The sequence below is a fragment of the Rhizobium sp. AN5 genome, assembly GCF_900215255.1.
Taxonomy (GTDB): domain Bacteria; phylum Pseudomonadota; class Alphaproteobacteria; order Rhizobiales; family Rhizobiaceae; genus Agrobacterium; species Agrobacterium tumefaciens.
In genome coordinates, this window is the sequence record NZ_OCMJ01000003.1 from 946361 (window position 1) to 970548 (window position 24188).

22 protein-coding genes and 1 tRNA gene are annotated in these 24188 nt (G+C 58.3%); 4 read left to right on the top strand and 19 right to left on the bottom strand.

Features of this window, described 5'->3' with window-relative positions; translation table 11 throughout:
- Positions 1 to 108: 108 nt before the first annotated feature.
- The 11 genes from CRP02_RS07730 to cpdR form a co-directional block, all read right to left on the bottom strand.
- Entirely contained in the window at positions 109 to 1608 is a 1500-nt protein-coding gene (locus CRP02_RS07730) for an FGGY-family carbohydrate kinase (protein ID WP_179783961.1), read from the bottom strand.
- Entirely contained in the window at positions 1601 to 2443 is an 843-nt protein-coding gene (locus CRP02_RS07735; RefSeq protein ID WP_097171289.1) for a class I fructose-bisphosphate aldolase, read from the bottom strand. The genes CRP02_RS07730 and CRP02_RS07735 overlap by 8 nt, the downstream gene beginning before the upstream one ends.
- 2 nt (positions 2444 to 2445) lie before the next feature.
- Complete coding sequence (locus CRP02_RS07740; protein WP_097170716.1) at positions 2446 to 4170, bottom strand: glycerol-3-phosphate dehydrogenase/oxidase; 1725 nt, start codon at positions 4168 to 4170, stop codon at positions 2446 to 2448.
- Between the two features lie 122 nt (positions 4171 to 4292).
- Positions 4293 to 5291 (bottom strand): aldo/keto reductase, encoded by a 999-nt coding sequence (locus CRP02_RS07745; RefSeq protein ID WP_097170717.1) that lies wholly within the window; start codon positions 5289 to 5291, stop codon positions 4293 to 4295.
- Positions 5288 to 6262, bottom strand: a complete 975-nt coding sequence (locus tag CRP02_RS07750; RefSeq protein WP_179783962.1) for a sugar-binding transcriptional regulator — start codon at positions 6260 to 6262, stop codon at positions 5288 to 5290. Before CRP02_RS07750 ends, CRP02_RS07745 begins: the two co-directional genes overlap by 4 nt.
- Positions 6263 to 6291: 29 nt before the next feature.
- The gene (locus tag CRP02_RS07755) at positions 6292 to 7293 is read right to left on the bottom strand and encodes an ABC transporter permease (protein ID WP_003511562.1); all 1002 of its coding nucleotides are present in this window, start codon (positions 7291 to 7293) and stop codon (positions 6292 to 6294) included.
- 12 nt (positions 7294 to 7305) lie between these two features.
- On the bottom strand, positions 7306 to 8826 hold the full coding sequence (locus tag CRP02_RS07760) for a sugar ABC transporter ATP-binding protein (protein WP_097170718.1): 1521 nt from the start codon (positions 8824 to 8826) through the stop codon (positions 7306 to 7308).
- Positions 8827 to 8895: 69 nt separating this feature from the next.
- A complete protein-coding gene (locus CRP02_RS07765; RefSeq protein WP_003511565.1) occupies positions 8896 to 9909 on the bottom strand; it encodes a substrate-binding domain-containing protein in 1014 nt (337 codons plus the stop codon).
- A gap of 226 nt (positions 9910 to 10135) precedes the next feature.
- Entirely contained in the window at positions 10136 to 11026 is an 891-nt protein-coding gene (locus CRP02_RS07770; RefSeq protein WP_143539311.1) for a hypothetical protein, read from the bottom strand.
- Between the two features lie 24 nt (positions 11027 to 11050).
- A tRNA-Val gene (locus tag CRP02_RS07775) sits at positions 11051 to 11125 on the bottom strand.
- An 81-nt stretch (positions 11126 to 11206) separates the two neighbouring features.
- Complete coding sequence (gene cpdR, locus CRP02_RS07780; RefSeq protein WP_003497910.1) at positions 11207 to 11569, bottom strand: cell cycle two-component system response regulator CpdR; 363 nt, start codon at positions 11567 to 11569, stop codon at positions 11207 to 11209.
- A gap of 181 nt (positions 11570 to 11750) precedes the next feature.
- Here cpdR and CRP02_RS07785 point away from each other — a divergent pair, with 181 nt between their 5' ends.
- A complete protein-coding gene (locus tag CRP02_RS07785) occupies positions 11751 to 12635 on the top strand; it encodes an N-formylglutamate amidohydrolase (protein ID WP_097170720.1) in 885 nt (294 codons plus the stop codon).
- Between the two features lie 321 nt (positions 12636 to 12956).
- Entirely contained in the window at positions 12957 to 13733 is a 777-nt protein-coding gene (hisN, locus tag CRP02_RS07790; protein ID WP_097170721.1) for a histidinol-phosphatase, read from the top strand.
- Positions 13734 to 13786: 53 nt separating this feature from the next.
- Here the strand turns inward: hisN and CRP02_RS07795 are convergent, their stop codons facing one another.
- On the bottom strand, positions 13787 to 14728 hold the full coding sequence (locus CRP02_RS07795; protein WP_003511570.1) for an alpha/beta fold hydrolase: 942 nt from the start codon (positions 14726 to 14728) through the stop codon (positions 13787 to 13789).
- A gap of 384 nt (positions 14729 to 15112) precedes the next feature.
- Between CRP02_RS07795 and hspL the strand changes: the two genes are divergently transcribed.
- Complete coding sequence (hspL, locus tag CRP02_RS07800; protein WP_019564988.1) at positions 15113 to 15595, top strand: heat shock protein HspL; 483 nt, start codon at positions 15113 to 15115, stop codon at positions 15593 to 15595.
- 66 nt (positions 15596 to 15661) lie between these two features.
- Here the strand turns inward: hspL and CRP02_RS07805 are convergent, their stop codons facing one another.
- Positions 15662 to 16681 (bottom strand): bile acid:sodium symporter family protein, encoded by a 1020-nt coding sequence (locus CRP02_RS07805; RefSeq protein ID WP_097170722.1) that lies wholly within the window; start codon positions 16679 to 16681, stop codon positions 15662 to 15664.
- A gap of 99 nt (positions 16682 to 16780) precedes the next feature.
- Here CRP02_RS07805 and CRP02_RS07810 point away from each other — a divergent pair, with 99 nt between their 5' ends.
- Positions 16781 to 17641 carry a LysR substrate-binding domain-containing protein gene (locus CRP02_RS07810; RefSeq protein ID WP_003511576.1) on the top strand — a complete coding sequence of 287 codons (861 nt, stop codon included), beginning with the start codon at positions 16781 to 16783 and terminating at the stop codon, positions 17639 to 17641.
- A gap of 18 nt (positions 17642 to 17659) precedes the next feature.
- Here the strand turns inward: CRP02_RS07810 and glpK are convergent, their stop codons facing one another.
- The 6 genes from glpK to CRP02_RS07840 all read right to left on the bottom strand — a co-directional run bounded on the left by glpK (position 17660) and on the right by CRP02_RS07840 (position 24188).
- Positions 17660 to 19159 carry a glycerol kinase GlpK gene (glpK, locus tag CRP02_RS07815; RefSeq protein WP_097099838.1) on the bottom strand — a complete coding sequence of 500 codons (1500 nt, stop codon included), beginning with the start codon at positions 19157 to 19159 and terminating at the stop codon, positions 17660 to 17662.
- Positions 19160 to 19228: 69 nt separating this feature from the next.
- Entirely contained in the window at positions 19229 to 20950 is a 1722-nt protein-coding gene (locus tag CRP02_RS07820) for an extracellular solute-binding protein (protein ID WP_003511579.1), read from the bottom strand.
- Between the two features lie 76 nt (positions 20951 to 21026).
- On the bottom strand, positions 21027 to 21320 hold the full coding sequence (locus CRP02_RS07825; RefSeq protein ID WP_013761935.1) for a DUF2160 domain-containing protein: 294 nt from the start codon (positions 21318 to 21320) through the stop codon (positions 21027 to 21029).
- 1 nt (position 21321) lies between these two features.
- Positions 21322 to 22245, bottom strand: a complete 924-nt coding sequence (locus CRP02_RS07830) for a carbohydrate ABC transporter permease (RefSeq protein ID WP_003511581.1) — start codon at positions 22243 to 22245, stop codon at positions 21322 to 21324.
- A 3-nt stretch (positions 22246 to 22248) separates the two neighbouring features.
- A complete protein-coding gene (locus CRP02_RS07835; RefSeq protein WP_003511582.1) occupies positions 22249 to 23115 on the bottom strand; it encodes a carbohydrate ABC transporter permease in 867 nt (288 codons plus the stop codon).
- A gap of 2 nt (positions 23116 to 23117) precedes the next feature.
- Positions 23118 to 24188: an ABC transporter ATP-binding protein gene (locus CRP02_RS07840; RefSeq protein WP_097170723.1), complete on the bottom strand. Its 1071-nt coding sequence runs from the start codon at positions 24186 to 24188 to the stop codon at positions 23118 to 23120.

The following is a 24188-nucleotide window of genomic DNA, read 5'->3' on the forward strand; positions in this document are numbered from 1 at the left end:
ACATACAAAATATTACGCGATATCCGAACCTTCCGAAATGCCAGCATATATTGCAAGCTCATGCGGCACGCATCATTGCGTGCCGCCAATCAGGAAAACCGGAAGCCTTTAGTCCTGCAAACGCAAAGCGCTCCAGAAGCCGCGCAACTGGTCGGTCAATTGTGTGTAGAGGCCGTAGCGCCGCCGATAATGCGGGACTTGCCCCGCATCCGGCGTGTAGGCGCTTGCCACACGCGTCATCGCCGCGACCGCCTCTTCATAGCCGGGATAGAGACCGACCGCCACGGCCGCGCCGATGGCCGCACCAAGCGCGCCGGTTTCGCGGGCCTCCGCGACACGCAGCGGGATTTCCAGAACGTCCGCCATGATCTGCGGCCAATGCTGGCTGCGGGAACCGCCGCCGGACATCACGGCACTGTCGACCGGCAGCCCCGCTTCACTGAGAACGCCGATATGGCGGCGGTGTTCGAAACACACACCCTCGAACAGGGCTCTCAGCATGTGGCCTTCGCCATGCCATCCCGCCAGACCATAAAACCCACCCCGAAATTCCGCGCCCAGTCGCGAGCCAAAGATGAACGGGTGGAAGAACGGATCGTCGGCGCGTTGCGAAACGGAACCGACCAGGTCGTTGCAGCGCTCGAAGGCATGGTCACCATGGTCGCCGCGAACACGGTGCACGTACCATTCAAGATTGGCCGCAGAGGTGGCGCTGGACTCGATATTGACATAGCGGTCACGTCCGAAGGTCGTGACCATGAAGACATCGGGGCTGATAACCGGTTTATCCGCGAAAACCTGATTGATGCTCCAGGTGCCGGCTATGATGGAAGCCTCCCCGGCATTGATGACGCCCGACCCCATGGCGCTGGAGACAACATCGAAGAAACCGCCGATAACGGGTGTGCCTTCGGAAAGCCCCGTCAGAGCAGAAACCTCAGCTGTCACATGGCCGACGATATCCGCCGATTCCACGAGGCGCGGAAAAAAGGCAACGGCATCCTCAAGCCCGTAGAGCGACAGGAGTTCCCGGTCGAGCTTCGCTTCGGGGAAGGCAAGCAACCCCGCACCACTGAGATCGGAAATATCATTGGCAAGGCAACCGGTCAGGCGGAAGTTCAGGAAATCCTTGCAGAACAGCACCGTTCCGATCTGGGCATATGTATCGGGCGCATGCCTTTTCACCCAGGCCAGCAGGCTGGGCGTTTGCGCGGGCCAAGGCCGTTGCAGACAACGGCTCTGTAATTGCGCGCCGCTTTTCCGGTCAAGCTCTACCGCCACATCGGCGGCTCGGCTGTCAAGCGACTGGATACCGATCAGGGGCTGCTGATCCTTGTCCAGCAGGTAGAGACCGTTGCCGTGGCCGGCGCAACCGACCGCGAGGATGCTCCGGGGATCGACGGACGATTTTGCCAGAAGCTGGCGGATCGCCTCGCATCCGTTGCGCCACAACTCCTCCAGATCGCGCTCGACGTAACCGGGCTGCGGAAATGTCGAATGGCCGTCAATGGCGTGTTGCGCGACCTGCCGGCCGGCCGTGTCGAACAGCACCGCCTTGATCACCGTGTTGCCGACATCCAGACCCAATATATGATTTTTATCAGCCACGATTATAGATGTCCCATGCTTCTTCGCTGCCCGCACCCTGATGGATGATAGCCATCAAGGCCGCAACGACGGCCTTGGGGTTGTCATGCTGGTAGATATTTCGTCCATAGACCATCCCGTTCGCACCTTCGGCCACCAGTGCCGCTGATTTCGCCAGCACGTTGCGCAAGTCCTCACGCCCCCCGCCCCGCACCAGAACCGGGCACCGCGCTGCCTCGATGACCTTGTGAAAATCCAGCGGATTGCTGGTGGGATCGGCCTTGATGATATCGGCTCCCATTTCCGAGGCAAGACGCACCAGCGTGACGATCTTTTCAGCATCGCCATCCACCTGATAACCGCCGCGAACGTCATTGGGCAACATCACCAGCGGTTCGATCATCAGCGGCATGCCGTAACGATGGCAGTCGGCGCGCACCCGGCTGATATTCTCGACGCATTGGCGAAACAGTTCCGGCTCGTCCGGCAACATGAAGAGGTTCACGACGACGCAGGCGGCGTCCATTTCCAGCGCGCCGACGATCGGATCGTGATAGTTCTGGAGCTGCGACCACATGGTTCTGTGGCGCGTTGAATTATAGGGGTTGCCCATATCGATGCGCATGACGAGCGCCGGCTTGTCGCGCTCCGGCCTTTGCTGCAGCAGGTCCGCCTGCCCATAGGTCATCTGGATGGCATCGGGACCCGCTTCCACCAGCCTGTCGACGGTTTGAGCCATATCCTCCAGCCCGACGAGGAAGCTCGGCTCGTTGCAAACCCCGTGATCAATGGCAACGTCCAAGCATCCACCATTGCGGAACAGCCGGTTCATGCGCGCCTTTTTCGAAATCCGCATCATCATGCATTCTCCTTGCATCTGTGTTTAAGCATTGCCGTCGTGACCCCGTAAAAGGTCTCCAGTTCATCAACGAGTCGCTGCCGTTCGTCTGCCGCCTGCTGTGACGCCCATCCCAGCTCGCGCGCTGCGACGCCAAGGATCGCATCGATCAGATCGGCATCGATGACGCCGGTAATGGCGAGCGTCGTGCGTCGCAGGATGAGATCCGTCAGATGCCGGACATGTTCGCAGCGGATCAGCCAGACCACCTCTGCCGCCGTGATCGGCGGTTTTTCGCAAAGCGGACTGTCATCCGGGCGGCCCCAACAAAAACCCATCAATTCGAAGGCACGTGAACCGTAGGCAGATGCCAGATGCTCGGCCCGGTCCCGGTCGATCGAAAATTCCTCCGACAGCAGGGCCGGCAGGCGCCCGGCACCGCTGGGGAAGTTCCTGCCGCCGCCGATCGGGCGGTTCATTGTGCCAGTCAGCCGCTTGCGTCCGAGAAAGGCCAGAGCCTCGTCGGTCACCTGTTCGCCAAAGGCTCTGAACGTCGTCCACTTGCCGCCGATCATGCAGAGCTGCGGCGGATCGCCCTCCACGCGGTGGATGAAATGGCTGCGGGATATTCTTCCGGTAAAGGCTGCGTCGCTACGCGGCAGCGGGCGTATGCCGCTGAAACTGTAGACGATGTCGGAATGGTCGATGGAAATATGCGGAAAGACCTGACGGACCGCATCGAGAATGTAATCACGCTCTTCCGGTTCGCATCGCACCCGTTCGGGACGATCCACCTTGATGTCTGTCGAACCAGCGAGAACCCGGCCAAGATAGGGAAAGAGGATACAGACGCGATTGTCGGCATTCTCGAAAAAAATCATATGGCCGTTCAGGGCCTTGAGGAGCGCCTCGTTGGCGAGGATCAGATGCGATCCCTTGGTGCCGGAGACGGTCGGTTTCGCCCTTTCTGCAGCCTGTGTGGTCGTTAGCGCTCCAATCGTCTCATCGATCCAGGCGCCCGTCGCATTGACGATGATGCCTGGCCGGATGGGCAAGGTTTCGTCTGTGCCCTCCACCTTAAGACGATAATCCGCGCCAGCACGGACAAACTCGGCATAGTTCAGCGCAATGCTTTGCGGCGCATCGGCCCGGGTGTCGATCAGAAGCTCCAGCGCAAGCCGTTCGGGCTGGCTGATCCACGCATCGTAATAGGTGGCCGAATATCTGATGCCTGGCGTCAGGCCCGGCCAGCGTTGCAAAGTCTTGCGCGCGTTGCGGAAGGTGTGTCGGGGAAGGATGCGATTTTTGCGGGTGACGAAGTCATAGAGCATGAGGCCCGCCTTGATGGCCAGTGCCCCGCGGCTGGCAGGTTTTCCGCCCGAACCCACAAAGGTCGCGGCCGCATTGAACAGCCCGCTGAAGGTTGAGAAGATCGGTATCGTCGTCGGCAGCGGATGAACCATATGCGGTGCCAGCGTCAGAAGCGCGTCACGCTCCCGCAGCGATTCCGCCACAAGGCCGAATTCACCGTTTTCGAGATACCGCAGGCCACCGTGGATCATGCGCGAGGGTGCGGCACTGCAACCGGACGAGAAGTCGTTGCGCTCTACCAGAAGCACCCGCAGTCCCTGTAAAGCGAGATCGCGATAGGCGGCGATACCATTGATACCGCCACCGATGACGACGGCGTCGAAATCGCCGTCTTGCCGGATGCGGCGTAGAGCGTCCTCGCGAAAACTGGGCATAGGAATACCGTTCGCTGGCTAACAACCAGCGTCCCAATGTTGTTAAACGTTTAAAGCGACGAGAGAGAGGGGTGGCGAAAATTATGCGCTATTCGCCTGAAGCCCCGTCTCAGCTACATGATTTACGCATCGAGCTCCACGAGATGCTCGGCAACGCCGGCGCTGATGAGAGCCAGTTCATTTTCCGTGAGGCGCAGGCGGGCCGCAGCAGCGTTTTCAACCGCCTGAGCCGGATCGCGCGCGCCGCACAGCGAGAATGTTATGCCGGGCTGGGCAATCGTCCAGGCAATCACGACCTGCGCAATCGACGCCCCATGCGCTTCGGCCACCGGTTCCAGACCCCGCGTCAATCGCGCGATCTTCTCGCGGTTTGCTTGGCTGAAACGCGGATTGCCCTTGCGCTGATCATCCCCTGCAAAAACCCGTTCAGGCCCGACCTTGCCGGACAGAAGACCGAGCGCCAGCGACGAGTAGCTCAGGACCGAAACAGCACTTGTGCGGCAAAGCGGCAGAAGTGTCGTCTCGATGTCCCGCCGCGCCATTGAATATTCTTCCTGGATGGCATCCAGCGCGCCGGTGGCGATATAGGCTACCAAATCCTCCGGCGAGACGTTGCTGGCGCCGATCGAACGGATCTTGCCTTCATCCTTCAGGCGCACAAGCGTTTCCACCGTCTCGGCAATCGGCGTCGTCGCATCCTGCCAGTGGGTGACATAGTGGTCGATATAGTCGGTTCCGAGCCGCTTCAGGCTCTCTTCGACCTCATGCCGGATCGAAGCGGCGCCGAGATAACGGTGAACGGGCTTGCCATCCTGGTGGAAGAAATAGGCGCCCTCGTTCACATGCCAGACCAGCCCGCATTTGGTGACCAGAACCACCTTGTCGCGCCTGCCGGCAATCGCCTTGCCGACGATGGTTTCCGCAAGCCCCATGCCATAGGCCGGCGCGGTATCGATCAGGGAAATGCCGGCGTCAATGGAGGCCTGGATAGCGGCGATGGATTGCCGCTCATCGGTGCCGCCCCACATCCAGCCGCCGATGGCCCAGGTGCCCAGCCCCACGGCTGATGCGCTGATACCGCTGCCGCCAATCGTCCGGGTCAATATTGAATTGTCCGTCACGAAGTTTCCCCCTCTTCCTGATCCAGTAAGTAGCCGGCGATCGCCTCGTCCACGACGAGCGAGGTCAGATAGCGGCCGGCAAGCGTGGCTGCCACCGGTCCGGCCTTGATGGCCCCGGCCGCCACGCCGATGATGTTCGGGCACCGGGCAAGCTGCCCGGGGTCCAGCGCCACCACGCGCGAGTTGAGATCGATCCGCGCCAGTTGCCCATCCGCCATGGTGAGATGGGCAAGGAATTCCCCGGCAATGCCCGCATCCACCAGCGCCTGCCCGCCACGGGCCACATCCGGCAGCAGATCGTAATAACCAGAACCGGGCGCCTCTACGGAACCGATGCCAACCAGCGCCACCTGCGCCTGCCGCGCTAAGTCGAACACTTCGCGGATCGAAGCGACATTCATCAGGAGATCACGCTGTTCCTCATCCTCGGCAAATAACGGCGCATGAATGAGCGACGCGCTGCCGCCGAGCTTTTCCGCCAGTTGCGTGGCCAGATGATTGACATCCGTATAATGCTTGCCCTGCACACCGCCGGTTAGCGGCACTACCCGCACATCGAAACGGCGCTCCGCCTCCAGATTATCGACGACGGCGCTCACCGCCTTGCCGCCGGTAATCGCAATCACGTCGCCGTCGCGGATAGTCTCCAGCAAGTGGTTGGCGGCCACGCGCCCGACCATCTGCAGCGCTGTTTCCGTATTGTCGGACACCGTCGGTGTCACAACCGACTGTCTGAGGCCGAAGCGGCGTGTGATCTCGTTTTCGAGGTCCACCAGCCTCTGATAGGGACTGGCGATAGTGATCTTTACCATGCCTGCCTTGCGGCCCGCCGCTATCATGCGGTTCACCTTGGTGTGGGAAAGATTGAGCCGCTCGGCAATTTCCGACTGCTTCACACCCTCGATGAAATGCAGCACCAGGACGGAGTACATCTGCCTCTGTTGATCGAAATCGTCCTTGGTATCCAGCATGATCATATCTCTCCAATTACCACAGGCGCTCAGCGGCGACGCTTGACAAGATAGTGGTCGAACAGGACCGCCGTCAGCAATATGCTTCCCCTGATGATGTCCTGCCAGTAGACAGACACATTGAGCAAGGCAAGCGAACTGGAAACGACCGACAGAAGGATCGCCCCGAGGATTGCGCCGAGAATGGTGCCCGAGCCGCCCGAAAGGCTGGCGCCGCCGATGACCGCCGCCGCAATCACGTTAAGCTCCATGCCGACGCCGAAGCTCGGCTGTGCTGACCCGAAGCGGGCCATGTAGATTACGCCCGCGACACCGCACAGCATCGAACAAAGCGTGGTGGTGGCAAACACCACCCGGCCGACGCGGATGCCGGAATAGGCCGCAGCCTTCGGATTGCTGCCGGTATAGAACACCTTACGGAATGCGGTCGTGCGCCGCAGCAAGAGATCGAAGCAGACGACCACCACCGCGAATATGATCAGCACCAGCGGAATGCCGCCAAGCGCGCCCTGGCCGATGAATTTGAATTCCGGCGGCAGCGAGTAGAGACCGAGCGGCCGGCCGCCCGTTGCGAGCAGGCAGACGCCGCGCGCAATCACCATGACGCCGAGCGACACGATGAAGTGATGCAGGCCGATGACCGTTGTCAGAAATCCCATGGCCATGCCGACCAATGTGGTGAGGCAGATGGCCAGCCCGGCCGCGACCCAGGGATCGACACCGTTGAGGAATAGCCAGCCAGCCGCAACCATCGCAAGCGCCGTGACGGAACCGACGGATAGATCGATACCGCCCGAGATTAGCAGGATCGTCATGCCGACCACGACGATGCTTTCGATGGCGAAAACCATCGCCATTGCCCGCAGATTGTCGACCGTCAGGAAATACGGGGATATGAAAGACATCACCGCGAAAAGGGCGAGGATGATGACGATAAGTCCGGTTTCCCGTGCCTTGAGCGCCGGTTCCCACCAGCCTGTGCGGCGAACCGCCACTTCTGCAATGCCCGAAGGTGTTTCCGATGTTGCCATTTTCCCGCTCCCTCAGGCCCCTGCCGGGCTCTCTGCAATATTGATCGATGCAAGCTGCATGATCTTTTCTTCCGTCATGTCCTCACCCTCAACCTCGCCGGCAATGCGCCCCTCGCGCACGACCAGCACGCGGTCGCTGACACCGATGAGTTCCGGCAATTCAGAGGATATGACGATCACGCCCACACCCTCGCGTGCCAGTTCCCGGATCTGGCGGTGGATTTCGGCCTTTGCGCCCACATCCACCCCGCGTGTCGGTTCGTCGAGAAAGACGACCTGTGGCTCCACCGAAAGCATCTTTGCCAGTGCCACCTTCTGCTGGTTGCCGCCGCTCAAGGTCGAGACAGCGTCACCGACGCTGTTTGCTCGCAATTTCAGCCGGCGTCCCAACTCGTCGGCGCGCGTCATTTCCTTGCGCCGTTCGATAAAGCCCATGCCGTTCGATATTCTGCCGACATCGAGCGCCGAGACATTCGCGGCAATGGACATGTTGAGAAACAGCCCATCGCCCTTGCGGTCCTCCGACAGATAGACCAGCCCCTCGCGGATGCTGTCGCGATAGTCCTTGAGCCTCAGCGGCCGGCCGCGCAACGAGACCTCGCCTTTTGGTTTTCCCTCCAGCCGGCAGACCGCCCGCACAATTTCGCTTCGCCCTGCGCCGATCAGGCCGGCGAGCCCGAGGATTTCGCCCCAGCGCAGATCGAAATCGACATCGAAAACGCGCTTTCCCTCGTTCAATCCCCGAACCGAGAGAATGACGTCATTCGATTTCTCTTCTTCCGCAAGTTTCGGTGGGTAGAGCTTGTCGAGCACCCGTCCCACCATGCTGTTGACGACTTCCTCCGGGGAAATCTCCGAGATATTCTCCGTCCTGATGTGGCAACCGTCGCGCATTACCGTGATGCGGTCGCAATGCTCAAAAATCTCCGCCATCCGGTGCGAGATATAGATGATCGCAATCCCGCGTTCCGCCAGCCGGTGCATGATCCGGAAAAGAGTCTGGGCCTCGGTTTCGGTCAAAGCCGCCGTCGGCTCATCGAGGATCAGGATACGGCAGTCCAGCGTCAGCGCCTTGGCAATCTCGACGATCTGCTGTTGCGAAATCGACAGATCACCGGCACGGCTGGCGGGATCGATATCGCCGATTTCCCTGAGGATAGTTGCCGCCCGCTTGCCAAGATCGCGATAATTCATGAACCAGGATTTGCTCTGGCCGGTCTCCGACATGAACATGTTTTCGGCAACCGAAATTTCCGGGCAAAGCGCAATCTCCTGATGCACGAAACCGATACCGAGCCGGTTCGCCGCATTGGGCGAGGATATCTTGACCGGTTTGCCGTCCAGCAGGATTTCGCCGCCATCAGGCTGCACAATGCCATCGATAATATGCATCAGCGTCGATTTACCGGCGCCGTTTTCACCCGCGAGCGCATGGATTTCTCCCCGCCGCAGCTCAAAGGCAGCACTGCGCAACGCCCGCACCGGGCCAAACGCCTTGTGAATATTCGTCATGTTGAGGATCACCTCGCCCATAACGCCCCTCCCGAACGTGGCTCCCCTTTGCCGGCGAGGCGTAAACCTCGCCGGTTTCAGGGCGGCGCGTCAGCGCCCCTTCATATAGTCATTGAGATCAAAGGACGCGGCGTTCGCCTTGGTAATCACGGCGAAACCATTGTCCATCGAAGGAACCTGCATCGGGTTGAAGCCTGATACCTTGTAGTCGTTGAAGGGGTCGATCAGATCCGAATGGGCACCCAGAAAGGTATTCATGAAACCCATGAAGCCCTGAACGCCCTGATTGGGATTGATGGACATGTAGATGTTGCCCTGCTTGATGTGCTCCAGCGTCGCCGGGGTTATGTCCGCATGCAGGATCAGGACCTTCTTCTTGGCCTCGAGAACAGCGGTCGTTGCACCTTCAGCCGAGCCGGCTTCAGGAATCCACAATGCGCCGAGATTGGGGTTGGCCTGCAAAAGGGCACCCACCGCCTGATAGGCGACGTTTGCATCCTGGTTGGTCGCCTGGCGGCCGACGAGCTTCATTTCCGGATAAGTGCGCCCCATGTAATCGATCAGTGCGGTGACGCGCAGATCATGGTTGCTCTGGCCCGGATTTTCGAGAACGGCATATTCGCCCTTCTTGCCCAGCTTCTTGACGATCTCGTCAGCCGCAAATTTCGCCTCGGCAACATTGTCCGAGGTGATGTAGGCGGTGCGTTTCGACTTCGGCGAATCCGCCGCAAAAGTCGTCACCGAAACACCGGAGTCGATCGCCTTGTTGATCGGTTCGATAAAGGGATCGGCCTGCATCGGATGCAGCAATATGCCTTTCGGCTTCTTCACCAACTCCTGCTCGAAGGACGCGATCTGCTTGGTGATGTCGTATTCGGGCGTGCCGGTGAAAACGGCCTCGCAGCCCAAGGCCTTCGCGGCCTGCTTGAAACCTTCAAAGACCGGCACCCAATAAGGGTGGCTGGAAACCATGACGTTCATCACATAGGTCTCGCCCGGTTCACAGGCGAATTTGCCCGCGGCAGCGGCCTGAGAGCCGGCGCCTGCGGAAATCGCCACGGCTAAAACACCCGCGGCAACGGTCGATTTCAGAAAAGCCAACATATTCCCCTCCCAAGGACAATGACCAATCCGCAATAAATTTTAAGTCGTGTAATTTATTGCATGACGTTTGAAATATCGGGGAAAAGAGGTCGCGTCAAGATGGCTCGCATTTTATTTTATCGCGTGAAATTTATTGCAGACACGACAAATGCGCTACGCGTTAAGGCTTGCGACGGCCACCCGAGAAGATGACGAGTTTCCTTTGGATTTGAGTCGGTGGGTTTAATTACCCGGGGACGTCAAGCCCCTTAAGTTCATCCCAAACCATTCCGTCCGCAGATATTGTACGCATTCGCTCCGTCCAAATAAAGCAAGGTGATCCATGCCCAATTATGAACTGCATTCTTTCAGACATGAAACCAGTGGCAACGTACGAATATCCATCACTTTCCGTGATGTGGACGGACACGTATTCATTTGACCATATGGTCGAAAGAGAAGGGTTTTTAACTTGCACTACGGACCCCACGCCCAGCCTTTGCGCATAGCCGATTTCCGCTAAGGCATCCAAGACGTCACTCATTCCGCGCTGAGGGCAGAAGGGCGTATCTACGTGGAAGTTCAGGCCGTAGTATTCTGTATTGAAATCAGCGTAGTGGTAACAAAAATAGTGCAGCATTGAATGAAAGTCTGGACCCTCACCGCGGTTTTCAATCGCCAATCTCGGAACGTCTGCCATGTCACATGTGAAAGTGAAATAACATCCGGTGCCTTTGATATCTTTCAGTATTCCAAGTTCCTTTAATGCGTAGGCAATATTCTCGAAATTAGATGTAAAATTATGAAAAAATATATCAGTATCAGCGGGAGTTTCAGCGGAGGTTAGCCCGTATTTTTCGGCGGTTTCAGCAAAACCAAATGCACCCCACGCCATTGCCAGCGCAAGCTGCCCGTAAGCCTGATCGTCGTTTGCTTCTGATGAAAACATAGATATTTTGTCCGCTTGAATCTGACGAATGGCAGGTAGCAAGGATAAATATGCCTTGATCAGATCAACCTCCAAATCAGCTGCACCAGTCAATGCGGTGCTTTGGGCACCATTCTCGCGCCAGCCCTTCCGTTCAGGTTTGATGAACCTTGAGGCAACTATGCAAAAAGGCCCTGCGATTTCTCGCAAGGCCTTGATATTTAAGAATTCGGATGGTGGGCGTGACAGGGATTGAACCTGTGACCCCTACGATGTCAACGTAGTGCTCTCCCGCTGAGCTACACGCCCTCCGTGGCGGCGGATAGACCACAAAACCGGTTCATGCGTCAACTGCTTTTTTTCGGTTTTGTGAAGGTTTTTTGAGACCCCTTACGCCACAAGGAGTTTGTTGACCTCATCCACCAGATCGCGAAGATGGAACGGCTTGGAAAGCACCTTGGCATCCTTTGGAGCCTTCGAATCGGCGTTCAGCGCGACGGCCGCAAAGCCGGTGATGAACATGACTTTCAGGTCGGGGTCGAGTTCAGTTGCGCGCCGGGCCAACTCGATGCCATCCATTTCGGGCATGACGATATCTGTCAGCAACAGCGAGAAAGGCTCTTCGCGAAGCCGGTCGTAAGCGCTTGCGCCATTGTCGAAGGAAGAAACCTTGTAACCGGCTTTTTCCAGCGCCTTGACGAGAAAGCGGCGCATATCGTTATCGTCTTCAGCGAGAAGAATTTTCTGATTCATCATAAGTGACCGTAACTGCTCAATGTTTGAGATACCCTAGCCCGATTATAGGATTTTCACGGTAAATATCATGTGAACACAAGAATCGGTATAGCGCTGCATGGTCGATAGTATGGACTTGCCGCACCGTAACTGGCAACATGAACATCCTGATAGTTTACGACATGGTAAATGGCACTGAATGGACTGGATAACGGGTGAATACGAGCTGTTCGAAGTAACGGAACCTGCCGTTCAAACCCTGCCATTCGTCTATAATTCACCCCATAGCGGTCGCTGTTACCCTATCTCCTTTTTGGAATCGGCGCGGCTTGATTCGCACGAGATCCGGCGCTCGGAAGATCACTTCGTTGACGAGCTGTTCGCCGCTGCGCCCGACATCGGTGCGCCGCTGCTGAAAGCCAATTTTCCCCGCGCGTATCTCGACGTCAATCGCGAGCCCTACGAGCTTGATCCACGCATGTTCGAAGGCACCCTGCCGCCCTATGCCAATATCGGCTCCATGCGGGTTGCCGGTGGCCTGGGAACGGTACCCCGTATCGTCGCCGAGAATATGGACATCTATGCCCACCGCCTGCCGGTGGACGAGGCGCTGTCACGGATCGAGACGATTTACAAACCCTACCACGCCTGCCTGCGCCGGCTGTTGTCCCGCACCCACGCCAATTTCGGCATGGCGGTACTGATCGATTGCCATTCGATGCCGGGCAATATCCGCGTTGCCGGCTCGAACCTGCGGCCGGATGTCATTATCGGCGATCGCTACGGCACCAGTGCTTCCCAGGAGGTCTCCCGCGCCGCCCTGCATTTCCTTGAAGAACTGGGTTTCGTTGCGGTCTGCAACAAGCCCTATGCCGGCGGCTTCATCACCGAACATTACGGGCGACCGCTCCGCTCTCTTCACGCGCTCCAGATCGAGGTCAATCGGGCGCTGTACGTCGATGAAAAAACGCTTTCGAAGAAAGCAGATTTTCCGGCCATTCAGGCATCGCTTGAAATCTTCATGCGCCAGCTCGGCGCTTTCGTTTCGGAATACGCGATCGAAACCTCGCTCGCCGCCGAATAATACATCAAATTCCAGGATATTTCAGATCTCTGTTCCAGACCGCCTGGCCACGCTCCGGGCAAAAAAAAACCGCGCCTTGGCGCGGTCAAGTCTAGGGAGGAAACACCCAAGGAGGGTATTTACAGTCAAAGACTGCAGGGTCACGCTACGCATTATATGCACAATTGTCAATCATTTTATTTTATGCACTTTTTTTAGGCTTATGCTGAAAATTTGGAATCGGCCGTCCCTGCATCCGTACGTGTGGACGGCGGGTACAATTCCGGTCTATGCATTTCGCCATACAATTCAGGCCCAATAATTCAGGCAATGAGGTTTCGCATGCTGCCCGACCGGGATTTCTTCTTCAAACTTGCCGACGCCGCCAGCGCTGAAACGCTTCCCCGCTTCCGCACGGGCATTGCCGTCACCAACAAGGAGGACGGCGGCTATGATCCGGTGACGGAAGGCGATCAGGCAGCAGAAAGCGCCATCCGCGCCCTCATCGAAGCACGTTTCCCGCAACACGGCATTCTTGGTGAAGAACACGGCAATGTCGGTCTCGACCGCGAACATATCTGGGTTATCGATCCTATTGACGGCACACGCGCCTTCATTTCCGGCGTGCCGGTCTGGGGCACGCTGATCGGCTTCCAGTCGGCCGGCCGCGCTTCGATGGGCATCATGGACCAGCCCTTCACAAAAGAGCGTTATTTCGCCGACGGCGAGGCCGCATGGTATTTCGGGCCGGATGGCGAACGCAAGATCCGCACGCGCGAATGCACTTCGCTGTCGGATGCTGTGCTGTTCACCACGACACCCCATATCTTCACGGCGGAAGAAAAGCCCCTTTACGACAAGGTGCAGGATCAGGTTCGCCTTTTCCGTTATGGCGTGGATTGTTACGCCTATTGCCTGCTTGCCGCCGGCCATGTCGATCTGGTGATCGAATCGGGCCTGAAGCCCTATGATGTCGGCGCGCTCATTCCGGTGATTGAACAGGCGGGTGGCATCATCACCACCTGGGATGGGGGTCGTCCGGAAAATGGCGGCCGCATTCTGGCAGCCGGTTCCAAAGCCGTGCACGAACAGGCGCTCGCCATTCTTTCAAAACTGTAGATGGTACGACTGACGGGGATGGCGCAAGCGGCGCCATCCCCGTCATCGCCGCGTCATTCCGGCGCGAAAAAGGCGTCGATGGCCGCCAGCGCCTGTTTGCGGAAAACGTCGCGCTCATGCAGCAATTCATGGCGCGCGCCGGTTATGGGAAGAAGCTGCGCCGCGCGGAAATTGCGCGAGAGTTCCTCCTGCGCCTTATAGGGCGTGATCGTATCCAACATCGGCGCAAGAATGAGGGTGGGAATGGTTATGTCCGTCAGATGGTCCTGACGGGTCACTCGACCCATCGTTTTCAGCGCTTCATAAACCCATCGCGCTGTCGGTGCGCCGATGAAGAGCTCCGGAAATTGCCGGTGCAGCGCAAGATTTCTGGCAAAACGTCTGGCGTCAGAGGTCAGCGGGTTGCCATCGAAATCCCGTTCGCGCTGATCCCTGCCGAGCTGAAGCTTTCCAAGACCCAACAGGCTTAAAGCGGTCGCGACCAGCCGGATGACGGACGAAGGAACGGATTGCTGGCTGTCCAGCTCGATAAAGGGCGAACAAAGCGCCAGACGGTCGATCCTATTCGACAGGCCGGGTGCTGCGGCCAGTGCTGCAAGTGCGCCGGTTGAATGCGCGATCATGAAGAATGGCAGCCGGGTATCCGGCAGCACCACCTGTTCGAGAAACAAACTTATGTCGCGCTTGTAGTCGGAAAAACGTCGCACGTGCCCGGCGCCTGGCTTCTTCAGCAGCCGTTCGGAACCGCCCTGCCCGCGCGTATCGAAGGTCGCGACCCAGAAACCCATGGCCGTCAGATCGCTGACGGTCTCGAAATATTTCTCGATACATTCGTTGCGACCATGCAGCAGAACCACGGTTCCGCGCGCAATGTGTCGGCTGGCGCGGAAGATCGCATATCGAAGCTGTTTGCCGCCGTGGCCGGTGAAATAACCGACGGTATGGTTGCCGGGAACCGGGTTGTCTTCGCTCTCGCGCAATGTGGCTTCGATCATCGGTCTTTTCCGGCTTCTCTGCCTTTTCGGGATAGGTCGGCGGCGGCGGAAGGTCAAAGAAAAAATTGCCGGAACCGTCGGTTAAAGCAGTCGCGGTTCCGGCGAATAGGACAGAAGAAGAAGGGACGTTATTGCTTCTGCCACGGAGCATGTCTCCGATGACGGATATTTATGGCTCTCAAACTGAACGATGCTGGAACCGGATGTTCAGCGATGGTTCATCTTGTTGTCGCCCTTTCCGCTTTAATGCCCCCCTTGACGGAGCACCAAGCCATTCCCATCTCATTCATGCGGCCGCCAGAACGGGGCCGCGCCATATGTCCGGCCGTCGCCAGAACGGGACGCCGGATCAACCGCAAACAGTCGCTTCATAAGGAGGACACCATGCGTCACGTCGATTTTTCCCCCCTCTATCGCTCCACCGTCGGTTTCGACCGTCTTTTTTCGATGCTCGACGGCCTCGGCCAGCCCGAACAGGCCCAGTCCTATCCGCCCTATAACATCGAGCGGACGGGTGAAAACGCCTATCGTATAACCATGGCGGTTGCCGGTTTCGATGAAACGGAACTCAGCATAGAATCCCGTGCCAATACACTGACGGTGAAAGCCGAGAAGGCCGCAGATGAGAAGTCGTCCGAAGGCGAGTTTCTGTATCGCGGCATTGCCACGCGCGCTTTCGAACGCCGCTTCCAGATGGCCGATCATGTCGAAGTCCAGACCGCTTCCCTGAAGAATGGCCTGCTTCACATCGATCTCGTCCGCAATATTCCGGAAGCCATGAAACCGCGCCGTATCGCGATCTCCTCCGACAGCGCAGATGCGCCGAAGACGATCGAAGCACAGATCACGCCGGCCCAGGTCAACTAAGCCGATCCGGATGTCAAACGAACGGCCCCGTTAAGGGGCCGTTTTTGTTTGCCGAAAATTCATCCCTCAGCGGGTGGATACTGCCGCGCCTTCCGCAGCGACAGTTTCCGTTATAGCTGCTTTTTCATGGGCCTTGCGGGCATAACGCTGGGCCAGCACTGCGCAGACCATTAGCTGAATCTGATGGAAAAGCATGATTGGCAATACGATTGCGCCGATGCTCTGGCCGGCGAAGATCGCTCCTGCCATGGGCACGCCGCTGGCAAGGCTCTTCTTCGACCCGCAGAAGGTGATTGTGATTTCATCCGCCTTGTCGAAACCGAGCGCCCGGCTGCCGAACATCGTCACGCAGAGAACAAGCGCCAGAAGAACGATATTGATGCCGATGACAACGCCGATATCGCGCACGGAAAACGTCTGCCATATGCCTTCGATAACTGCTTCGGAGAAGGCAAGATAGACCACCATCAGGATGGAACCGCGATCGACCGGCGACAGCAATTTCTTGCGTGCCCTGATCCAGTCACCGATCCACGGCTGCAGCACCTGGCCGGCGATGAAGGGCAAGAGCAGTTGCAGGAAGATTTGCAGGAACGCATCCAGCGAAAATCCACCACCATGGCCACCGACCGTGAACAGCAGCCCGACCAGCAGCGGCGTCAGCACCATGCCGAAAATATTCGAGGCGGAGGCTGAACAGATCGCGGCAGGCACGTTTCCGCCTGCCATGGATGTGAAGGCGATGGACGATTGCACCGTCGACGGCAGGACGCAGAGAAACAGCACACCCATATAAAGCGGTGCCGGCAGAATGCTCTCGGGAATGAAACCGATCGCCAAGCCCAGCAACGGGAAAAGGCCGAAGGTGACGAGAAGGATCGCCATGTGCAGGCGCCAGTGCAAGATACCCGCAATCACCACATCCCGCGACAGCCGCGCGCCGTGGAGAAAAAACAGCAATGCGATTGCCAGTTTCGTGGCAAGCCCGAAATACACCGCTGGCTGTCCGCTGATCGGCAAAAGGGAAGCCAGGATCACGGTGGCCACCAGCATCATGGTGAAACGGTCAGGCAGGAAGCGGGTCATGGGAGGTCTTTCCGACATCGGTTTTGCTTGAAATATCCCATACTATCGCTCATCATGAATTCGGATGCAAAGACTAACAGTTATCACGACATGAGATAAATGCTGAACCTTCAACATCTTGCCAGCTTCGTGATGCTTCAGCAAACCGGCAGCTTCACGCTGGCTGCCGAGCGGCTGGGCATCGGCCAATCCACCGTCAGCCAGCATATTCAGCGGCTTGAGGCGGCACTTGGCCGTCGGTTGATTGCGCGCAGCACCCATCAGGTGAAGCTGACGGGCGAAGGCGAGGCGCTGCTCGGTTATGCCCGCAATATGCTGGAGATCGACAGCAGGGTTTCATCGCTGTTCAGTGAAAACCGCCTGCGCGGGCGCTTAAGGCTCGGCGTTTCCGAGGATTTCGTCGCCAGCCGGCTCACCGCCATTCTGGAAGAATTCATCCGCCTCTATCCCTTGGTCGATCTGGAGCTGACGGTGTCGCTGAGCGGCGTGCTTTACCAGATGCAGGATAATGGCGAGTTGGACGTCGTGCTCGCGAAACGTCGACTCGGTGATAAGCTCGGCCACTTCCTATACCGCGAACCTCTGGTATGGCTCGCGCGTGACCCGGAGCGAATGCTGAGCCAACCGGACGCCCTGCCGTTGATCGCCTTTCCGCCGCCAAGCATTACTCGAAAGGCGGCGCAGGAAGCGCTGGATCGGGCCGGTCTCGCGTGGCGGATCGTCTGCACCTGTGGCAGCCTTAGCGGACTGACCGCTGCCGCAAGGGCGGGCATGGGCATCCTCGTGCAACCGCGCAGCATGGCGCCAGCCGGCCTCAGGGAGATTGCGGCTGATGTGCTGCCGGCGCTCGAAGACGTGGAATTCGTGCTTCAGCCAAGTAAGGGCGCGGACACGAAACTGGTGCGCGCCCTTTCCGATCTGGTATCCAGCAAGAGCATCGCACCGGGCAGTTTTGCGTAAAAAAGACGCTTGCTTGCGTCAATCTTCCCGTTTCGAGAGGCAGCGGCCTACACTATCACGCCACCCCGCGATGGCGCTCTTACGCTCAGTCTCATCCATATCTGGCAGAAAACGGCGATCCCGTTTCCAATGGGCGGCGAAGGCCTCCCGGTCGGGCCAGATGCCGGCGCGCGATGCTGCGAGCCATGCCGCACCGAGAATGGTGGTTTCCAGGAATACTGGCCGGTCGACCGGTGCAGCGAGAATGTCCGCCAGCCGCTGCATGGTCCAGTCCGAGGCAACCATGCCGCCATCGACCCGGAGCACCGTCTTGCCATTATCGCCCGCCCAGTCGTTGCGCATGGCGTCCAGAAGATCGAAAGTCTGATAGGCGACGCTTTCGAGTGCCGCGCGGGCGAATTCCGCAGGGCCGGTGCCACGCGTCAGGCCGAAAATCGCGCCCCGCGCTTCGGCATCCCAATAGGGCGCGCCAAGGCCGGTGAAGGCCGGCACAAGATAAACCCGCTGCTTGGGATCGGCTTTTTCGGCCAGCGCACTGACTTCGGAGGCGACCGAGATGAAGCCGAGCTCGTCACGCAGCCATTGCACGGCGGCGCCGGCAATGAAGATAGAGCCTTCAAGCGCATAGGTCGTCACGCCATCGAGACGGTAGGCAATGGTCGTCAGCAACCGGTTTGTCGAGGCGACCCGGTCGGTGCCGGTATTGAGAAGCGCAAAGCAGCCGGTGCCATAGGTCGATTTCATCATGCCGGGTTCGAAGCAGGCGTTACCGATAACGGCAGCCTGCTGATCACCGGCGACGCCGAGGATCGGAATTTCCGCGCCCAGAAGCGCCTTGTCCGTTACGCCGAAATCGGCAGCGCAATCAAGCACCTCCGGCAGCATGGCGCGGGGAATGTCGAGGATGGACAGCAATTCGTCATCCCAGGCATTGTCCTCGATATTGTAGATCAGCGTTCGCGAGGCATTGGTGGCGTCGGTCACATGGCGGCGACCGCCGGTGAGGCGATAGATCAGGAAACTGTCGACCGTGCCGAAGCAGATTTCGCCCTTCACGGCTTTTTCGCGAAGGCCGCTGACGCTGTCGAGAAGCCATTTCAGCTTCGTGCCGGAAAAGTAGGGGTCGAGCAGCAGACCGGTCTTTTTCGAAAAGAGCGGCTCCAGCCCCCTTCGTTTCAGATCCTCGCAAATTGGTGCAGCACGGCGATCCTGCCAGACAACGGCCCGATGCACGGCCTCGCCCGTATTACGGTCCCACAGCACGGTCGTTTCGCGCTGGTTGGTGATGCCGATCGCCTCGATATCGGAAGCGGCGATACCGGCATCGGCAAGCGCCAGCCGAATTGTTTCAAGCACGCTTTTCCAGATATCCTCGGCATCGTGTTCGACCCAGCCGGAGGCCGGGAAATGCTGCGGAAATTCTCGCTGGCCGACACCGATGACCCGCATGTCGCGATCAAAGACCATCGACCTTGTCGATGTCGTCCCCTGATCGATCGCCAGAATATAACCGCCCATTATGTCACTCCCTTTCAAACGCAATGACGGGGCGGCAAAGCCGCCCCGGTTTAAGATTTCACGCAGACATTACTTCTGCCAGCTTTTGACCAGCTCGTCGTAATTGACGGTGACCGGCTTTTCCTTTTCGTTGGCAATCTTCAGCTGCGGTGCCAGATTGCCCTTCGAAACGGCGTCCTTGTTCCAGTAGTCGATATCGTGTTCTTCCGCCAGTTTCGGGCCGATATCGCCCTGCACACCGGCGCGCTCGATACGGGCCATAACTTTTTCCTGCTCGGCGCAGAGCGAGTCCATTGCGGCTTGAGCGGTTTTGGCACCCGAAGATGCATCGCCAATTGCCTGCCACCAGAGCTGTGCCAGCTTCGGATAGTCAGGCACGTTGGTGCCGGTTGGCGACCATTGCACGCGAGCCGGCGAGCGATAGAACTCGATCAGACCACCAAGCTTGGCGGCCCTGTCCGTGAAGCTCTTGTGATGGATGGTGGTATCGCGAATGAAGGTCAGACCAACATGGCTCTTCTTCACATCCACGGTCTTGGAAGTTACGAACTGCGCATAAAGCCATGCGGCCTTGGCGCGATCGTCAGGGGTGGATTTCATCAGCGTCCACGAACCCACATCCTGATAGCCGAGCTTCATGCCGTCCTTCCAGTACACGCCATGCGGGGAAGGTGCGACGCGCCATTTCGGCGAACCGTCCTCGTTCACGACAGGCAGGCCGGGCTTGGCCATATCGGCAGTGAAGGCCGTGTACCAGAAGATCTGCTGAGCAATGTTACCTTGCGCCGGCACCGGACCGGATTCGGAGAAGGTCATGCCCTGCGCTTCTGGCGGCGCAAATTTCTTCAGCCATTCGAGATATTTCTCGATGGAATAGACCGACGCCGGACCGTTGGTATCACCACCGCGTGCCACGCAGGAGCCGACCGGCTGCGACTTGTCGTTGACCTTGATGCCCCATTCATCGACAGGCAGGCCGTTTGGCAGGCCCTTGTCGCCGTTGCCGGCCATGGAAAGCCAGGCATCGGTGAAGCGCCAGCCAAGCGACGGGTCCTTCTTGCCGTAGTCCATATGGCCGAAGACCTTCTTGCCGCCGACATCACGGCCGGTGAAGAATTCGGCAATATCCTCATAGGCCGACCAGTTTACGGGCACACCAAGGTCGTAGCCGTATTTGGCCTTGAAATCGGCCTTGTTCTTGTCGTCGTTGAACCAGTCGTAGCGGAACCAGTAAAGGTTCGCGAATTGCTGGTCGGGAAGCTGGTAGAGCTTCTTGTCCGGTGCCGTCGTAAAGGCGCTGCCGATGAAGTCCTTGAGATCTAGGCCGGGATTGGTGACGTCCTTGCCCTCATTGGCCATGAAATCCGTGAGGTTGCGCACCTGCTGGTAACGCCAATGCGTGCCGATGAGGTCGCTGTCATTCACCCAGCCGTCATAGAGGTTCTGGCCGGTCTGCATCTGTGTCTGAATCTTTTCGACGACGTCACCTTCCTGGATGATGTCGTGCGTGACCTTGATGCCAGTAATAGCGGTAAACGCCGGTGCCAGGACCTTCGATTCATATTCATGTGTTGTCAGGGATTCGGAAACGACCTTGATGTCCATGCCAGCAAAAGGTTTCGCGGCATCGATAAACCATTGCAGTTCCTTTTCCTGATCTGCACGCGAAAGCGACGACATATCGCCGATTTCCTTGTCCAGAAATTGCTTTGCCTCCTCCATTCCGGCGAAAGCGGAACCTGTCATTGCCAGCAGCATGGCTGCCGTCGTCGTCATCAGATGCCGTCGCATATCAGTCCTCCCAAGGGTTGCGATTGCACGAAGTCTGCCGGGTGCGGTTTTCCTCCGCCGCACCGTTCTTCCTGCTCTAGACGAAACGGAAAACGCCAATTGCGTAAACCGCCGACAGAGCGAGAGCCCACCACAGGTTCGGGCCGATCAGCCCGAGCCATGCAAGATGAATGAAAGCGCTGCCGAGCAGCGAAATGAACAACCTGTCGCCACGCGTTGTCTCGAAACGCAGCAGGCCGAAGCGGGGGTTGCCGCCGGGCGAGAGCTGTTCCCAGAACCACATCCCAACCAGCAACACGGCGATGGCACCGAAAAACGCGGCCGTCTGCCAGGTCCATGCCATCCAGGTGAAATCGGGCATCTTCGTCATGTCAAACCCTCCCCAGCGCAAAGCCCTTGGCGATGTAATTGCGAACAAACCAGATCACCAGCGCACCGGGTATGAGTGTCAGCACGCCGGCGGCGGCAAGCAGGCCCCAGTCCATGCCGGCGGCAGAAACGGTTCTCGTCATGGTCGCGGCGATCGGCTTGGCGTCGGTCGTCGTCAGCGTGCGGGCGATCAGAAGCTCGACCCACGAGAACATGAAGCTGAAGAAACAGGCGACACCGATGCCGGAGGCAATGAGCGGCATGAAAATCTTCACGAAGAATTTCGGGAAGGAATAGCCGTCAATATAGGCGGTCTCGTCGATTTCCTTCGGTACACCCGACATGAAACCTTCGAGAATCCACACCGCCAGCGGCACGTTGAACAGGCAATGCGCCAGCGCCACGGCAATATGCGTGTCGATCAGCCCGAAAGCGGAATAGAGCTGGAAGAAGGGCAGCGCGAAGACGGCAGGTGGCGCCATGCGGTTGGTCAAAAGCCAGAAGAACAGGTGCTTGTCGCCCAGGAAGCGGTAACGCGAGAAGGCATAGGCCGCCGGGAGTGCCGCCGAGACCGAGATTACCATGTTCATGACGACGTAGATGATCGAGTTGATGTAACCCGAATACCAGGATGAATCCGTGAAGATCGTCCGGTAATTCTGCAACGTCGGCTGGTGCGGATAAAGCGTCATCGACGAGACGATTTCCGTGTTCGTCTTGAAGCTCATATTGATAAGCCAGTAGATCGGCACGAGCAGCAGGATGATGTAGATCGTCGGCACCAGCCAGGAAAAGCGCGATGGCCCATGGCGGCGGCGCGATCGTGAATTCGCAGCAAGGCCTGATATTCTCGCCGAACTGGCTCTTACCGGTGGATTGCCGATACCGTTGAGTTCCACGCTTGTGGTGACATCAGAGGCGCTCATGTCTCAAGTCTCCGCGTCGTGGCTGGTCATCACGGTGTAGAACACCCAGGACAACAGCAGGATGATGAGGAAGTAGATCAGCGACATGGCCGCCGCGGGACCCAGATCGAACTGGCCGAGCGCTACCTTGACGAGATCGATGGACAGGAAGGTGGTGGAATTTCCGGGACCGCCGCCGGTGACAACGAAAGGCTCGGTGTAGATCATGAAGCTGTCCATGAAGCGCAGCAGGAATGCGATCAGCAGCACCCGCTTCATCTTCGGCAACTGAATGAACCGGAAAACCGCAAAACGCGATGCGCCATCGATCCTTGCTGCCTGATAATAGGCATCCGGAATGGAGACGAGGCTGGCGTAGCACAGGAGGACGACGAGGCTTGTCCAGTGCCACACATCCATGATGACGACGGTGATCCATGCGTCGACGGGATCGTTGACGTAGTTGTAGTCAAGCCCAAGCTGATTGGCGTAATAACCCAGCAACCCGATATCGCTGCGACCGAACACCTGCCAGATCGTGCCTACCACATTCCATGGCACCAAAAGCGGCAGCGCCATGGTGACGAGGCAGACCGGCACGCCGATGCCGGATTTGGGCATTTTGAGCGCGATGAATATGCCGAGCGGAATTTCAATCGCCAATATGATGCCGGAAAATACCAGATTGCGTCCGAGCGCGTTCCAGAAACGGTCGGAGCCAAGAATTTCCTGAAACCATTGGGTTCCCGCCCAGAAGAACTGGTTGTTGCCGAAGGTATCCTGCACCGAATAGTTCACGACCGTCATCAGCGGGATGACGGCGGAAAAGGCGACCAGCACCAGAACCGGCAGCACCATGAACCACGCTTTGTTGTTCCAGGTCTTTTCCATGGTCAGCCCCCCATCTTCACACGCCAGGAATCGGCAAAGACACCGATAGCGGCCGGATCGAAGCGAACACCCGCTTCTGCCGGAATGTCCTCCTCTTCCGGAACGACAATCGCAAGCTTTTGGCCGGCGAACCGGGCACGAACGATCTTTTGCCGGCCGATATCCTCTACCTTGTCGACGGTGATGGGCATGCCACCCCGCTCCAGCCGAACGAATTCCGGGCGGATGCCGATTTCGATCCGCTTCGATCCATCCACCACCGGCACGCCGGCAAGCGGAACGCCAAGGCCGCCGACAACCGCCGTTGCGCCATCAATGCTGGCAGGCATCACATTCATGCCGGGCGAACCGATGAAATAACCGACGAACGTATGTCCCGGGCGTTCGAAAAGCTCGGCGGGTGTGCCGATCTGGACGATCTGACCGTCATACATGACCACCACCTTGTCGGCGAAAGTCAGCGCTTCGGTCTGGTCGTGGGTGACGTAGACCATGGTGAAACCGGACTGGCGGTGGAGGCGCTTCAACTGCGAGCGCAGCACCCATTTCATATGCGGATCGATCACCGTCAGCGGCTCGTCGAAGAGGATGGCATTGACGTCGGATCGCACCAACCCGCGCGCCAGCGAAATTTTCTGCTTCTGGTCCGCCGTAAGTCCGCGCGCGTGGCGTTTGGCCATGCCGGAAAGATCGGTCATCTCGAGGATTTCCCGCACACGGCGGTCGACTTCGGCTTCCGGCACTTGCCGGTTGCGCAGCGGAAAAGCCAGATTGTCGTAGACTGTCATCGTGTCGTAAACGACTGGGAACTGGAATACCTGGGCGATGTTGCGATCTTCGGTGGAAAGATCGGTGACATCTGTTCCGTCAAAGGCGATGCGGCCTTCCGAGGGGCGCAGCAAGCCGGAAATGATGTTGAGCAACGTGGTCTTGCCGCAGCCGGAAGGGCCAAGCAGCGCATAGGCACCGCCATCCTCCCATTCGTGATGAACTTCCTTCAGGGCATAATCACCAGCCGCCTGCGCCTTGGCGTTGTAAGCGTGGCGGATATGATCGAGCGTGATGCGTGCCAT